The sequence below is a fragment of the Arthrobacter sp. PAMC25284 genome (assembly GCF_019443425.1).
GTDB classification, from domain to species: Bacteria; Actinomycetota; Actinomycetes; order Actinomycetales; family Micrococcaceae; genus Arthrobacter; species Arthrobacter oryzae_A.
In genome coordinates this window covers 1,178,818-1,193,093 of sequence record NZ_CP080382.1, presented here as the reverse complement: position 1 = coordinate 1,193,093, position 14,276 = coordinate 1,178,818, and the positions used below count along the sequence as shown (strand labels likewise).

The following is a 14,276-nucleotide window of genomic DNA, read 5'->3' as shown; positions in this document are numbered from 1 at the left end:
GGTACCGGCTGGACCCGGTACCCTTAACAGGTGAGTTTGACCATCCCCTCCCCAGCCGAAGCCACTTCCGCCGCTACTGACCCGGCCGCCGACACTCCGCAGCCGCGCACCTATCAGGTGCGTACCTTCGGCTGCCAGATGAACGTGCATGATTCCGAACGCATGGCCGGGATGCTTGAGGCCGCCGGCTACGTGCCCTCCGCCGGTGAGCTGGCGGATGTTGTGGTGTTTAATACCTGCGCCGTGCGGGAAAACGCTGACAACAAGCTCTACGGCAACCTCGGCATCCTGGCGCCGGTCAAGGCCGCGAACCCGGGGATGCAGATCGCCGTCGGCGGTTGCCTCGCCCAAAAGGACCGGGAAACGATCCTGAAGAAGGCGCCCTGGGTGGATGCCGTCTTCGGTACCCACAATGTCGGTGCCCTGCCAGCGCTCCTGGACCGGGCGCGCCACAACGACGAGGCCCAGCTGGAGATCCTCGAATCCCTGGATGTGTTCCCGTCGACGCTGCCGACCAAGCGTGACTCGGTCTACTCCGGCTGGGTATCAATCTCGGTCGGATGCAATAACACCTGCACTTTCTGCATCGTGCCCGCTCTGCGCGGGAAGGAAAAGGACCGCCGGCCCGGAGACATCCTTGCTGAAATCCAGGCCCTCGTCGACGACGGCGCCATCGAAGTGACGCTGTTGGGACAGAACGTGAACTCCTACGGGGTCGAGTTCGGCGACCGGCAGGCCTTCTCCAAGCTGTTGCGGGCCTGCGGCGGGATCGAGGGCCTGGAACGCGTGCGTTTCACGAGCCCGCACCCGGCGGCCTTCACGGACGACGTGATCGATGCCATGGCCGAAACCCACAACGTGATGCCGCAGCTGCACATGCCCCTCCAGTCCGGCTCGGACAAGGTTCTCAAGGACATGAAACGCTCCTATCGCTCCACGAAGTTCCTGGGCATTCTGGACAAAGTCCGGGAGCGGATCCCGCACGCGGCGATCTCCACTGACATCATCGTCGGCTTTCCCGGCGAAACCGAGGAAGACTTCCAGGCCACCCTGGATGTGGTGGAGAAGTCCCGGTTCGCCACCGCTTTCACGTTCCAGTACTCCAAGCGGCCGGGCACGCCCGCAGCCGAGCTCCCCGGGCAGCTGCCGAAGGCCGTCGTCCAGGAACGCTTCGAACGGCTCACCGCCCTGCAGGACCGGATAGCGGCGGAAGAGAATGCCCGCCAGCTGGGCCGGCAGGTCGAGGTTATGGTCACCGCGCACTCCGGACGCAAGGCGGAGGAAACCCACCGTCTCTCCGGCCGCACCCAAGACCAGCGGCTCGTGCACTTCTCTGTCCCCGACGGCGCCGAAACACCGCGCCCCGGTGACCTCGTGACCGTCACCATCACCGCCGCCGCGGCCTTCCACCTGGTCTCGGACCCGGCGTCGGCAGCGGAGTACAGCATCCGGCGCTCCCGGGCCGGCGACGCGTGGGATCGGTCCCTGGCCGATTCGTGCGGGGCCCCCGCGCCGGCGTCCGGAACGGGCAAAGCCGGTGTTTCCCTCGGCATGCCAGCGCTCCCGCTGCGCGGCCGCTAGTCCAGTGGGCGAACCTGCCGGACAACACAGACCGCACAACGCGCCGGCGGACGGGACGGCCCTGCCGGTGATCGCCGTCGTCGGACCGACCGGCTCCGGCAAATCTGATCTCGCGGTATCGCTCGCGCTGGAGCTTGACGGTGAGGTCATCAACGCTGATGCAATGCAGTTTTATCGCGGCATGGACATCGGCACCGCCAAGATCTCCCTCGCCGAGCGCAGGGGAGTTCCGCACCACCTGCTGGACATCCTCGATGTGACCGAGGAAGCCAGTGTTTCGGACTTCCAGCGACAGGCCCGGGCTCTCATCGCCGACATCCACGGACGCGGTAGACGAGCGATTCTCGCCGGCGGCTCCGGGCTCTACGTGCGCGCCGCCCTCGATATCCTGGAGTTCCCCGGCACGGATCCGGAGATCCGCCGCCGGCTCGAAGCGGACATGGAAACGGCCGGACCCATTGTGCTGCGGCAGCGGCTGGAGAGCGTCGACGCCGTCTCCGCCGGCAGGCTCTCCGACGCCCGCCGGCTCATCCGCGCCCTGGAAGTTTTTGAATTGACGGGCCGGCCCTTCAGCTCCTTTATGCCCACCCGCGAGTACATCGCGCCGGCCATCCAGATCGGACTGCAGGTGGACCGCGACGTCCTCCGGGCCCCGACTGGCCCGACGCGTCCACGCCATGGTGGACAACGGCCTGCTGGCGGAAGTCCGCCGGCTCGACGCTGCCGGGCTCCGGAGCGGACGGACGGCACCCCGCGCGCTCGGCTACGCCCAGTTCCTGGGCGTCATCGACGGGGACAGCGACGTCGATCAGGCCGCCGAGGCAACCATCGTCGCCACCCGTCAATTCGCCCGGCGCCAACTCACCTGGTTCCGTGCAGATCCCCGCGTCACCTGGATCGATTGGGAAGATCCGGAACTGGTAGCCAGGTCCGCCGCGTTATGCCGGAGTGTGCCGCCGAAACGGTAATCTTGGGTGCATGGAAGAAAACCTGGCCGCGGCCGCTGACCGTAACTCCGCCGGACTGAGCGGACTTAGCTTCTCCAAGGGCCACGGGACAGGCAACGACTTCGTGCTGATCGCGGACCCGAACGGTGCACTGACGGTCACCGCGGAGCAGGTAGCGGCCTTGTGCGACCGGCATCGCGGCATCGGCGGGGACGGCCTGATCCGCGCCGTCCCGTCCATGCTCCTGCCCGAAGGCCAGGAGCTGCTGATGGACCATCCCGGGGCCAAATGGTTTATGGACTACCGCAACGGTGATGGGTCCCTGTCTGAGATGTGCGGCAATGGGGTCCGGGTATTTGTGCACTTCCTGATCGCCGAAGGACTCGTTGATTTGCCGGCCGGGGGATCGCTCACGATCGGAACGCGCGGCGGAGCTAAAACGATCGTCCGCACGGCGGCCGGCTACGCCGTCGACATGGGCCCCTGGGAGTTCATCTTCCCCGGCGAGGCCACGGCCCGTGCGATGGATTCGCTTGTCAGCGCCGCAGGCCTTGAGGTGGCAAGGCCTGCGCTCTCGGTCAGCATGGGCAATCCGCACACCGTCGTAGCGCTGGCCGAACTCGCCGAACTTGAGGCTACTGCGCTGTTTACCCCTCCCCACGTTGATCCGACGCCCCCGCACGGCACCAACGTGGAGTTCGTCGTACCATCCGAACCCCTGGTCCACGACGGGATCGGGTCCATCACCATGCGAGTGCACGAGCGTGGCGTGGGCGAAACCCAGTCCTGCGGCACCGGTGCCTGCGCTGCCGCCGTCGCAATCCGCCATTGGGCCGGCGAGGGTGCCCCGGACGCCTGGAATGTCCACGTGCCCGGTGGCGTCGTTGGGGTGAAATTCTTCCCGGGCGCCGGTGGCCACGAGCACGTTGAACTCAGCGGCCCGGCTGTGATCGTCGCTAGCGGGACGCTTTCCTGACCAGCAGGATCCGGAAGGACTTTGACGTACTTTCCCGGGTTACCGTGAAAGTGCTGTCCAGTTCCCCGGCCAGCCAGCGCTGCAGTGAATCCGCGCCGAGGTTCTTCTGCACCACCAACCAGGCCGAACCGCCCGGCGCCAGCCGCGGCAGCCACCGGCGCAGCAGCGCATGGAGCTCATCCTTGCCGATCCGGATCGGAGGGTTGGACCAGATGGTGTCGAACTTCACGTCCGGGTCGACGGCGTCCGGCGTGCACGCCGAGACGTTGTCCAGACCCAACAGCGCGGCGTTCTCGTTGGTCAGGGTGACGCAGCGCTCGTTGACGTCCACGGCGTAGACCCGGGCTTGCGGCGCGCGCAGGGCGAGGGTTAAGGCTATTGGGCCCCAGCCGCAACCAATGTCCAGCAGGTTTCCCTGCGGCGCGGGCGCGGGGACCTCGGCCAGCAGGACCGCTGTGCCTTTGTCGATCCCGTCCGGGCTGAAGATCGCTGAGGATGTCTGCAGCAGGCGGGTTTCACCGGCAAGCTCCGCGGTCAGTGGCTTGCGGGTGAACGGCCCCGGCGGGCTGGGCGCTGAAATAGTGTGCAGACTCCATAACTGGCCAGATTAGTGGCCCGCCCGTCCGGATGCGAAACCGGCCGTCCGGAAGAATCAGCGGCCCACCGGGCGCACCTAATGTCCCGGGGTAGTCCGCCCAGCGCGAATACCGCAGCGCACGAGTGCAATCGGCACTATTCTGGAAGAGCCGAATCTTATAAGGAGACCATGACCAGTCAGCCCAACACCGGACCCGACTCAGCCGACCAGGACATGGGTCCTGCGGAAATCCAGGCAGTGATCGACCGGATCCTGTCCAAGGACACCCCCGTCCGGAACGCAGCCCCCGGCGCGGACGAACCAAAAGCGGTGTTCGGCAAGGCCCAGGCCATTTCCCGGACTGACGGGGAACGCAGCGACTACGACGGCGACCAGCAGGATCTTGCCGAACGTCACGCCCTGCGGCGTACCGCGGGCCTGTCCACCGAACTCGAAGACGTCACCGAAGTCGAGTACCGCCAGTTGCGCCTGGAGCGCGTTGTCCTGGCCGGGCTGTGGAGCGAAGGCACCCTTGCCGACGCCGAAAACTCGCTGCGTGAACTCGCGGCCCTCGCCGAAACGGCCGGCTCCGAAGTTCTCGACGGCCTTGTCCAGCGCCGTTCCAAACCCGATCCCGGCACCTACCTCGGATCCGGCAAGGCACAGGAACTCAAGGCCATCGTGATGTCCACGGGCGCGGACACCGTCATCGTCGACGCCGAACTCGCACCGTCCCAGCGCCGCAGCCTGGAAGACATCGTCAAGGTCAAAGTCATTGACCGGACAGCCCTGATCCTGGACATCTTCGCCCAGCACGCCAAGAGCCGTGAGGGCAAGGCCCAGGTGGAACTGGCACAGCTCGAGTACCTGCTCCCGCGACTGCGCGGCTGGGGCGAGTCGATGTCCCGCCAGGCCGGTGGCCAGGTGGGCGGTGCCGGCGCCGGTATGGGTTCGCGCGGTCCCGGTGAAACGAAGATCGAACTGGACCGCCGCCGGATCCGTACGCGGATGACCAAGCTGCGCCGCGAGATCGCCGCCATGAAGCCTGCCCGTGAGACGAAGCGGGCTAACCGACGCCGCAACGCCGTACCGTCCGTGGCGATTGCCGGGTACACCAACGCCGGCAAGTCCTCGCTCCTGAACCGTCTGACCGACGCCGGCGTCCTGGTGGAGAACGCACTGTTCGCCACCCTGGACCCGACGGTCCGGAAAGCCGAGACCGCGGACGGCCTGGGCTACACGCTGGCCGACACGGTCGGTTTTGTCCGCTCCCTGCCCACCCAGCTCGTGGAGGCCTTCCGCTCCACCCTGGAGGAGGTCGCAGACTCAGACCTGATTTTGCACGTCGTGGACGCTTCGCACCCCGATCCTGAGGGGCAGATTGCCGCGGTCCGCGCCGTGTTCAGCGAAGTGGACGCACGCAAGGTCCCCGAAATCATCGTGTTGAACAAGGCCGACGCCGCCGATCCCTTCGTGCTGGAACGACTCAAGCAGCGCGAACCGCGCCACGTTGTGGTCTCGGCACGCACGGGCGAAGGTATCCCGGCACTGCTCCAGGCCATCAGCGACGGCATCCCGCGGCCCGGGGTAAAGCTCGAACTGCTCATCCCCTACGAACGCGGAGACTTGATCAGTAAACTCCACGAGACCGACGCCGAGATCGTCAGCCTCGAGCATGAGGAGACCGGCACCCGTGCCGTTGTTTTGGTGCGTGAAGGCCTCGCAGCCGAACTCGCGTCGTTCGTCACTAATGACTGAAACGGGTCCTTCGGCGGCAGGTGAACCTGTGGCCGGGCTGGCAGGTGTACCTGCGGCGGACGAGCCGGCTGTGGGCGAACCCGCGGCCGGCGAACCCGCCGACGGGGAGGCAGTTGACGGTGAGGCAGCGCCGGAACCGGCCGGCATTTCCGGAACGGCCAGCGAACAACGCGTCATCGAACTGCTCGACCGGGCCGTGGCCGGCATGGGCGGCCAAAGCCGCAGCGGCCAGCACGAGATGGTCCGGCAGGTGGCGCGTGCCATCGAGACCGGTGACCATCTGCTCGTCCAGGCGGGAACCGGTACTGGTAAATCGTTGGCGTACCTCATTCCGCTGATCGCGCACTCGCTGGTCAGCAACAAGCCAACGCTCGTCTCGACCGCCACTCTGGCGCTGCAGACCCAGATTGTCGGCCGCGACCTGCCGCGGCTGCTGAAGTCCATCACTCCTGCGCTCGAACGCCCGGTCAAGGTGGCCCTCGTGAAGGGCCGGTCCAACTATGTCTGCCGGCACAAGCTCGAGGGCGGGTTCCCGTCCGAGGAACCGTCCGAAGGGCAGTTGTTTTCGCTCGGCGAGGACACCAGTGTGCCGCATTTTGCGGCGGCCATGGGCGGCGCTGCCTCCCAGCTGGGCAAGGAAGTTGTCCGGCTTCGCGAATGGGCCGAAGACACTGCCATGGGTGACCGCGACGAATTGATGCCCGGGGTGACGGACCGGGCCTGGCGCCAGGTTTCGGTCACGTCGATGGAATGCCTCGGGGCGCAGAAGTGCCCGCTCGCAGCCGAATGCTTCAGTGAACTGGCCCGGCAAAACGCCGCCGACGCCGACGTCGTAGTGACCAATCACGCCATGCTCGCCGTCAGCGCCTTCGAGGGACTCGCGGTGTTGCCCGAATACGACGTTGTGGTGGTCGACGAGGCCCACGAACTGCAGGACCGTGTCACCGGCGCCGTCTCGGGCCAGCTGTCGGTGGCCATGGTCCACGCTGCCGCCTCCGGCGCCCGGAAGCATACCGGGATCACCGTGGACGCGCTGAACAACGCCGCCGCCAACCTCGAGCTGGCCGTTGCCGACGTTCCCAGCGGCCTGATGCCCAATGGGCTCAACGGCGAGCAGCTGGACTGTGTGGACCAGTTGCGTGATGCCTGCAGGGCGGCATTGTCGGATTCCAAGGCGGAAAGTGGTACTACGGCCGACGGCGGCCGGCAGCTGGCACGCTCGCGGCTGATGGTCATCCTTGAACTTTGCGAACGGCTGCTGGCCGCCCGGGAGAACCGCGAGGTGGTCTGGTTCTCCCGGAACAGCACCTTTGATCCGCAACAGGGTTACACCCAGCCGGACGAACACTCCCCAGCGCTGATCAACGTGGCTCCGCTCAGCGTCGCCGGGCGGCTGCGGGAGGGCCTGTTCGCGGGCCACACCGTTATCCTGACCTCGGCCACCCTGGCGATCGGTGCCGCGTTCGAACCGGCAGCAGGCGGCCTGGGCCCTGGTCGGCAGTGGGGCCCCGAGCTGGACCGGCGTCGATGTCGGGTCGCCGTTCGATTATCCGAAACAAGGCATCCTTTACGTCGCCCGGCACCTGCCCAAGCCCGGCCGCGGGACGTCCCCGGAGGCACTGGATGAGCTCGAGAAGCTGATCCGCGCCTCCGGTGGCGGGGCGCTGTGCCTCTTCTCGTCCCGCCGGGCGGCCGAGGAAGCCGCCGAGGCCCTGCGGCCGCGGCTGGATCACAGCATTTTGTGCCAGGGGGATTCGTCCATGACGGCGCTGGTGCGGCAGTTTGCCGACGAACCGGACACCTGCCTGTTCGGGACAATGTCGCTGTGGCAGGGGGTCGACGTTCCAGGCCTTTCGTGCCGACTCGTGGTGGTCGACCGGATACCATTCCCACGGCCCGATGACCCGCTGATGACGGCACGGTCCCGGGCGGTGGCACAGGCCGGCGGCAACGGCTTTATGGCGGTCTCGGCGACCCATGCGGCCATCCGCCTCGCCCAGGGGGCGGGCCGGTTGATCCGATCCACGTCCGACAGGGGAGTGGTGGCGGTTCTGGATTCGCGGCTGTCGACGGAACGCTACGGCGGGTTCCTCCGCGCGGCCCTGCCGCCGTTCTGGCCGACGACCGACCCGTCGGTGGCCCGGGCAGCGCTTGAGCGCCTCGCCAAGGAGCCGGCCAAGGCTTAGGCCGGTGGCGCGCGGGGCAGGTGTCGCCCGGCCGGGCTGCGTCCCTGTTTGTGTCCCTACGGGCGCCCGGGTTAGAGAGAGCGCAGGACCGAGACGACTTTGCCCATCAGGACTGCGTGATCGCCGAGGATCGGCTCGTACTGGGTGTTTTGCGGGAGCAGCCAGGTGTGACCGTCGCGCTGGCGGAACGTCTTGACCGTTGCCTCGTCGTCGAGCAGCGCAGCCACGATGTCTCCGTTCAGGGCATCCTTCTGCCGGCGGACCACAACCCAGTCACCGTCGCAGATCGCGGCGTCAATCATGGAATCCCCGGCGACCCGGAGCATAAACAATTCGCCGTGGCCTACCAATTGGCGGGGGAGCGGCATCACATCCTCGACCACCTGCTCGGCCAGGATAGGTCCACCGGCGGCGATCCGCCCCACGAAGGGAACCATGGCCGTGTCCGTGGCGCTGGCCAGTTCCGAGACGGACATTCCGCCGACGGCGCGCAGACCGCCCGATTTTTCCACCCCGGGAATTGCCGCCTTTCCCTCATCCAGCGTCAGCGGCATCAGAACTTCCATCGCCCGGGGGCGCTTGGGATCGCGGCGCAGGTAGCCGAGCTTTTCCAGCTGCGAAAGCTGGTGGGTGACGCTGGAGAGGCTGGCGAGCCCGACGGTGTCGCCGATCTCGCGCATGGACGGCGGGTAACCGTTGTCCGTGACAGAGCGCTGGATGGTCTCCAGGATCTTCTTCTGCCGGACGGTCAGGCTCTTGGGTGCCCGGGCGGGCTTGGGGCTCCGTGGGGTGGCCCTGCCGCCGGTGGCTTGTGCTGCCATGTTCGCCAACGCCTTTCCATTCCACCCGGCTGTCGTCGCAGTTGCCGGGAACGTCCGGCCTGAAATGTCAGACCCTGCTGATCAACTGCAGAAGTGGTTGTTCTGTCCCTCAAACCTAGGCCAGCCACACAGCATTTTCAAACATTTGTTCTAGCGAGTCTCGACAACGTTCGTTAGTAAGTGCTAGAAATGAATCAGCAAAGTTCGAAGATGTGTTCGAATATCAGAGGCGCAACCATGGCCTCGAATTCGACTTTATGTTCGAAATCAGGCCGAGTGGCGGCAGGTAAGCGGAGTACGCCGGGCGGCACAGTTTTGTTCAGGAGGACTCAGTTCATGTCAGTTACAAGCGCTTTTCAAGACACGCAGGACCACAGTTACAGCGGCCGCAGTGGTCACGGCGACGGCGGCAAGTCGGGCCGCGTGGTCGCGGGCCGCCATAACTCGGCCGGGGGCCACCTGTGGCTGGTGCCGGACGCGCCCTCTGACAGGCTGGCCCCGCTGCGGCTGACCAGGCGTGGGCGTTTCGTAGTGTTCGGCATGCCGCTGGTCCTGCTGGCAGCGCTTCTCCTCTCCCTCGGTGGCTTCTTCAACGCCCCGGCCAAGGCTGCGGAATCGGTGTCCGAACTCTCCGTGACCCCCACCGTTACCGTGACCGTCCAGGCGGGTGAATCGCTGTGGGCCATCGCCGGTGCGGTGTCGCCGGAACGGGACCCCCGCGACGTGATTGCCGATATTGTCCAGCTCAACAACCTGGAAGCCGCAAGGGTTATGCCGGGCCAGCAGCTCTTCGTGCCGACCAGCTAGAGACGGGAACACCGGCGCCGCGGCGTCACAGTTTCAGGGCCGTCGCGGTGTCACTTAAACTGGTGCAGTGACTGACCAGCTAGAGCGACTCAACCGACTGCCCCTCCGGACTAATCTGCGTGGTCTGCGCCCGTATGGGGCGCCCCAGCTGGACGTCCCCATCCTGCTCAACGTGAACGAAAACACGCACGGTGTTCCGGCCGACGTCCGTGCCGCCATCACGGAAGCCGTCTCCGCCGCGGCCACGGGGTTGAACCGGTATCCGGACCGGGAGTTCACCGAACTGCGCGAGGGGCTGGCCGAATATCTTGGTCACGGACTGGACGCCAACAACGTCTGGGCCGCCAATGGCTCCAACGAGGTCCTCCAGCAGATCCTCCAGGCCTTCGGTGGCCCGGGCCGGACTGCGCTCGGCTTCCCTCCGACGTACTCCATGTACCCGTTGCTGGCCGCCGGTACGGACACGGCGTACATTGCCGGCGCACGGGCAGATGACTTCGGCCTTAGCGCCGACTCGGCGGCACGCCAGGTCCGTGAGCTGCAGCCGAGCGTTGTGTTCCTCTGCTCCCCGAACAATCCCACCGGAACAGGGCTTGGCCTCGATGTGGTCGAGGCGGTGTATGCAGCCGGTGAGGCAAGCCAGACCATCGTGATCGTTGACGAGGCTTACCACGAATTTTCCCACGACGGTACGCCCAGCGCACTGACGCTCCTGCCCGGCCGTGAGCGGCTGATCGTGTCGCGGACGATGAGCAAGGCGTTTGCTCTCGCCGGCGCACGGCTGGGCTACATGGCGGCCGCACCCGAAGTCACTGACGCCCTTCGCCTGGTCCGGCTGCCCTACCACCTCTCCGCTGTCACGCAGGCGACCGCCCTGGCCGCCCTGCGCCACCGCGAGGCCTTGATGGCCGACGTCGAGGACATCAAGCGCCAGCGGGACCGGATTGTCGCCGAGCTACAGCGGATGGGCCTGAAACCCGCAGCGTCCGACTCGAATTACGTCTTCTTCGGCGGTCTCGAGAATCCCCATCAGGTCTGGCAGGGACTGCTGGAGGCCGGCGTGCTGATCCGCGACGTCGGCATCCCAGGCCACCTGCGGGTGACCGCCGGCACTGAGACGGAAACCACAGCCTTCCTTGCGGCGCTCGAACACATCCTGACCAGCCAGGCCACTCTGCCCGCCTAGACTTAACCCGGAGCAAGAGGCCCCGTACGACTGCCCGGCACCACGCCTTCAGCCAAAGCCAAAGGACACATTGACATGAGTATCACCGGAACAACCGCTGTCGCGGCCCGGACCGCACGCATGGAACGCTCCACGAGCGAGTCCTCCGTCCTGGTCGAGATCAACCTTGACGGTACGGGGATCTCGGACATCAGCACCTCGGTTCCGTTCTACGACCACATGCTGACCGCGCTCTGCAAGCACTCACTGATCGATATGACCGTCAAGGCCACCGGCGACACCCACATCGACGTCCACCACACCGTGGAGGACGTCGCCATCACGTTCGGCGAGGTCCTGAAGACCGCCCTCGGAAACAAGGCCGGCATCCGCCGCTTCGGCGAGGCCACCGTTCCCCTGGACGAGGCTCTCGCGCACGCCGTTGTGGACGTCTCCGGACGTCCCTACCTGGTCCACGCGGGAGAACCTGCTGGCCAGGAATACCACTTGATCGGCGGCCACTTCACGGGTTCCCTGACCCGGCACGTCTTCGAAGCCATCACCCTGCACGCCGGAATCTGCCTGCACATGAACGTCACCGCCGGGCGGGACCCGCACCACATCGTGGAAGCCCAGTTCAAGGCCTTCGCCCGTGCGCTGCGCGCCGCTGTCGAGCCGGATCCGCGCGTCGAGGGAATCCCGTCCACCAAGGGTGCCCTGTGACGGGCCCGATCCTCCGCGACGGTGCCATCATCGACCCCGCGGCCGGTTCGAAATCTGCGTCCCCGGGGGGCAAGCCCACCGTTACGGTGCTCGACTACGGCTCCGGTAACGTCCGCTCGGCCGTCAGGGCACTCGAACGCGCAGGCGCCGAGGTCATCCTTAGCTCCAGGCCCGAGGACGTCCTTAACGCCGACGGTCTGCTGGTTCCCGGCGTCGGTGCCTTCGAAACCGTGATGCGGGAACTCAAGGCAGTTGACGCTGTCCGTATGATCGGACGCCGCGTCGCCGGCGGACGGCCCGTACTGGGAATCTGCGTGGGCCTCCAGGTCCTCTTCGAGGCAGGCGTCGAACACGGCACCGAAGCGGAAGGCATGGGGGAGTGGCCCGGCAAGGTCGAGTTGCTGCCGGCCGACGTCGTGCCGCACATGGGCTGGAACACGGTGGCGGCACCGGAAGGCTCCACGCTGTTCGCAGGCGTGGAGAACGAGCGCTTCTACTTTGTCCACTCGTACGGGGTGCAGCAATGGGACTTTGACGTCATCCAGCCGCGCATGGCGGCACCGCTGGTCACGTGGTCCGAGCACGGAGCACCGTTCATCGCGGCCGTGGAAAACGGCCCGCTGTGCGCCACACAGTTCCATCCGGAAAAGTCCGGCGACGCCGGCGCGCGCCTGCTGCGCAACTGGGTGGAGAGCCTGCGGCCCCGCACGGCGGCTCCCGCCGGGAACACGGCCGCCGAATCCGGCGCCACGGCTGCCGAATCGGGCACCGAGGCAGCTGCAAACCCGGAACAGCCCGCCTAGATGTGGTCCATAGTGCTGATGGGCCTCGCCGGCCTTTTGATCGGCGGGGCTCTGTCCTTCCGGCAACAGAAGAGCCCGCTCTGGATTCAGATACTCTTCTATGTCCTGGCAGGCATGTCGCTGCTGGCCGCGTACCTGCTCACACTGCCCACCTCCTGACGCCGCCTGCGGCCCAGAGATCCGCCACACCCCCCGATCACTCGTCGCACTACCGAAGCTGAGGAACCTCCTGATGACCATTGCAACCCCGCTCCCCGTGCTGGAGCTGCTGCCCGCCGTCGACGTTGTGAACGGCCAGGCCGTCCGCCTTGTGCAGGGCGAAGCAGGCAGTGAGACGAGCTACGGCACGCCGCTGGAAGCGGCGCTCAACTGGCAGGAACAGGGAGCGGAGTGGGTCCACCTGGTCGACCTCGACGCGGCCTTCGGCCGCGGTTCCAACGCCGAGCTGCTGCGCGAAGTGGTGGGCCGGTTGGATATCAAGGTGGAACTCTCCGGCGGCCTGCGCGATGATGAGTCGCTCGAAAAGGCCCTGGACCTCGGTGTCGCCCGCGTTAATCTGGGCACGGCGGCGCTGGAGAACCCCGAGTGGACCAGCCGGGTGATCGACCGCTTCGGTGACCGGATCGCCGTCGGCCTTGACGTCCGCGGCACCACGCTCGCAGGCCGCGGCTGGACCAAAGAAGGCGGAGATCTCTGGGAAGTGCTGGGACGGCTCGAGGACGCCGGCTGCGCGCGTTACGTCGTCACCGACGTGACCAAGGACGGCACGCTGCAAGGACCCAACGTGGAGCTGTTGCGGCAGATGGTCGAGAAGACCGGCAAGCCCGTTGTGGCCTCCGGTGGTATCTCCAGCCTCGAAGACCTCAAGGTCCTGCGCTCCCTCGTGCCGCTCGGGGTCGAAGGTGCCATCGTGGGTAAGGCCCTCTACAACGGCAACTTCACGCTGCCCGAGGCCCTCGACGTCGCCGGCCGCCGCTAGGAAGCGACAGCCATGGAGCAGCAGCCCGCTGGCAGCACCGAGGTCGCAGGCATGGACGGCGCCAGCCGCCATTTGCCCGGACATATTGCCGCGGCACTGGCCGGTGCGGGGGGCGCCCGTGACTCGGCCGGCCAGCCGTGGGCCGGGCGTAGCCTCGCCGGCGAGGATGCCGCCATCCACAACTTCGAGGACGACGACGGCAGCGCCGACGTCGGCTATCTTGCGGCCCTGGCCGCCCTGGCGGCGGGGACCGGCAACGAAGCCGCCGTGGTGGCCTCGTTGTCGAACGCGCGGGTGTTTGTGCCGATCATCGCCCAGCTCGCCGAAGAAGCCGAAGGCGCCGCCGGGCTGCACTCGGACAAACAAGCCGACATGGCCCTCGTGACTCTCAAGGCGCCTGACGGCCGGACGGCCATGCCGGTGTTCACCTCCACGGCTGCGCTTCAGGCCTGGCATCCCGAGGCCCGGCCCGTTGCTGTCTACGCGGCCCGCGCCGCACTGTCCGCCGTCGCCGAAAGCGCGGAGTTGCTGGTGCTGGATCCGGGCTCGGACATCACCTTTGTGGTGCGCAGGCCGGCAGTCTGGGCCCTGGCCAGGCAGCACCCGTGGGTGCCGTCGTATGATGATCCGGAACTGGCGGGCGCGCTCGGGGAATCCGTGACTGGCTTTCCGGAGGTCCGGCGTGTTGAAATTCATCCAGGCGGTGGAGTTACCTCGACCGCGGCCGGCGGACTGCGGCTCTCCGGGGGCGGGTCCGGCCCCGAACTACGGGTACTGCTGTACCTGGAAGACGGCCTCGACGCCGCCGGTGTGCAGGTGGTCATGGCAGGACTCAACGACATCTGGGCCCGGAACGAATTATTTGCTGAGCGGATTGACTCAATCGAAGTCAAACTGCAACGCGCAGAACCATAGCCGACAGCGGTTGCGGGCAATCCCCGGTCCTGCCGGAG

At 66.7% G+C, this 14,276-nt stretch carries 11 protein-coding genes and 3 pseudogenes; 12 read left to right on the top strand and 2 right to left on the bottom strand.

The annotated features are described in order from the left end of the window. The first annotated feature begins 30 nt into the window (after positions 1 to 30). From miaB to dapF, 3 genes and pseudogenes are all read left to right on the top strand, one after another. The gene (gene miaB / locus KY499_RS05610; protein ID WP_219886430.1) at positions 31 to 1,581 is read left to right on the top strand and encodes a tRNA (N6-isopentenyl adenosine(37)-C2)-methylthiotransferase MiaB; all 1,551 of its coding nucleotides are present in this window, start codon (positions 31 to 33) and stop codon (positions 1,579 to 1,581) included. Between the two features lie 61 nt (positions 1,582 to 1,642). Then, positions 1,643 to 2,549 (top strand): annotated as a pseudogene (gene miaA, locus KY499_RS05605) (tRNA (adenosine(37)-N6)-dimethylallyltransferase MiaA). Between the two features lie 10 nt (positions 2,550 to 2,559). Further along, positions 2,560 to 3,504, top strand: coding sequence for a diaminopimelate epimerase (gene dapF / locus KY499_RS05600; protein WP_219886428.1), 945 nt, complete (start codon positions 2,560 to 2,562; stop codon positions 3,502 to 3,504). On the opposite strand, the pseudogene KY499_RS05595 reads toward dapF, so the two are convergent. Next, positions 3,485 to 4,100, bottom strand: a pseudogene (locus tag KY499_RS05595) (class I SAM-dependent methyltransferase). The gene dapF and the pseudogene KY499_RS05595 sit on opposite strands and share 20 nt — an antisense overlap. 170 nt (positions 4,101 to 4,270) lie before the next feature. On the opposite strand from KY499_RS05595, the gene hflX reads away from it, so the two are divergent. Continuing rightward, complete coding sequence (gene hflX, locus KY499_RS05590; protein WP_219886426.1) at positions 4,271 to 5,839, top strand: GTPase HflX; 1,569 nt, start codon at positions 4,271 to 4,273, stop codon at positions 5,837 to 5,839. A 145-nt stretch (positions 5,840 to 5,984) separates the two neighbouring features. After that, a pseudogene (locus tag KY499_RS05585) lies at positions 5,985 to 8,025 on the top strand (ATP-dependent DNA helicase). Between the two features lie 71 nt (positions 8,026 to 8,096). Here the strand turns inward: KY499_RS05585 and lexA are convergent. Beyond that, complete coding sequence (gene lexA, locus KY499_RS05580; RefSeq protein ID WP_123254605.1) at positions 8,097 to 8,846, bottom strand: transcriptional repressor LexA; 750 nt, start codon at positions 8,844 to 8,846, stop codon at positions 8,097 to 8,099. 336 nt (positions 8,847 to 9,182) lie between these two features. On the opposite strand from lexA, the gene KY499_RS05575 reads away from it, so the two are divergent. The 7 genes from KY499_RS05575 (at position 9,183) to KY499_RS05545 (ending at position 14,238) form a co-directional block, all read left to right on the top strand. Then, positions 9,183 to 9,653, top strand: a complete 471-nt coding sequence (locus tag KY499_RS05575) for a LysM peptidoglycan-binding domain-containing protein (RefSeq protein WP_219886424.1) — start codon at positions 9,183 to 9,185, stop codon at positions 9,651 to 9,653. 67 nt (positions 9,654 to 9,720) lie between these two features. Next, a complete protein-coding gene (locus KY499_RS05570; RefSeq protein WP_219886422.1) occupies positions 9,721 to 10,839 on the top strand; it encodes a histidinol-phosphate transaminase in 1,119 nt (372 codons plus the stop codon). A 75-nt stretch (positions 10,840 to 10,914) separates the two neighbouring features. After that, positions 10,915 to 11,541 (top strand): imidazoleglycerol-phosphate dehydratase HisB, encoded by a 627-nt coding sequence (gene hisB / locus KY499_RS05565; protein WP_123256236.1) that lies wholly within the window; start codon positions 10,915 to 10,917, stop codon positions 11,539 to 11,541. After that, positions 11,538 to 12,344, top strand: coding sequence for an imidazole glycerol phosphate synthase subunit HisH (gene hisH, locus KY499_RS05560; RefSeq protein WP_123256237.1), 807 nt, complete (start codon positions 11,538 to 11,540; stop codon positions 12,342 to 12,344). The genes hisB and hisH overlap by 4 nt, the downstream gene beginning before the upstream one ends. Beyond that, positions 12,345 to 12,503 (top strand): hypothetical protein, encoded by a 159-nt coding sequence (locus KY499_RS05555; RefSeq protein WP_183164575.1) that lies wholly within the window; start codon positions 12,345 to 12,347, stop codon positions 12,501 to 12,503. It abuts the gene before it with no gap. A 73-nt stretch (positions 12,504 to 12,576) separates the two neighbouring features. Further along, complete coding sequence (gene priA, locus KY499_RS05550) at positions 12,577 to 13,323, top strand: bifunctional 1-(5-phosphoribosyl)-5-((5-phosphoribosylamino)methylideneamino)imidazole-4-carboxamide isomerase/phosphoribosylanthranilate isomerase PriA (RefSeq protein ID WP_123256238.1); 747 nt, start codon at positions 12,577 to 12,579, stop codon at positions 13,321 to 13,323. Between the two features lie 12 nt (positions 13,324 to 13,335). Further along, positions 13,336 to 14,238 carry an SseB family protein gene (locus KY499_RS05545; RefSeq protein ID WP_258190980.1) on the top strand — a complete coding sequence of 301 codons (903 nt, stop codon included), beginning with the start codon at positions 13,336 to 13,338 and terminating at the stop codon, positions 14,236 to 14,238. Positions 14,239 to 14,276 lie beyond the last annotated feature (38 nt).

Excerpts from the sequence above, each read along its gene's own strand:
- dapF (WP_219886428.1), top strand. The coding sequence starts at position 2,560 with ATGGAAGAAAACCTGGCCGCGGCCGCTGACCGTAACTCCGCCGGACTG.
- hflX (WP_219886426.1), top strand. The coding sequence starts at position 4,271 with ATGACCAGTCAGCCCAACACCGGACCCGACTCAGCCGACCAGGACATG.
- lexA (WP_123254605.1), bottom strand. The coding sequence starts at position 8,846 with ATGGCAGCACAAGCCACCGGCGGCAGGGCCACCCCACGGAGCCCCAAG.
- KY499_RS05575 (WP_219886424.1), top strand. The coding sequence starts at position 9,183 with ATGTCAGTTACAAGCGCTTTTCAAGACACGCAGGACCACAGTTACAGC.
- hisB (WP_123256236.1), top strand. The coding sequence starts at position 10,915 with ATGAGTATCACCGGAACAACCGCTGTCGCGGCCCGGACCGCACGCATG.
- KY499_RS05555 (WP_183164575.1), top strand. The coding sequence starts at position 12,345 with ATGTGGTCCATAGTGCTGATGGGCCTCGCCGGCCTTTTGATCGGCGGG.
- priA (WP_123256238.1), top strand. The coding sequence starts at position 12,577 with ATGACCATTGCAACCCCGCTCCCCGTGCTGGAGCTGCTGCCCGCCGTC.
- KY499_RS05545 (WP_258190980.1), top strand. The coding sequence starts at position 13,336 with ATGGAGCAGCAGCCCGCTGGCAGCACCGAGGTCGCAGGCATGGACGGC.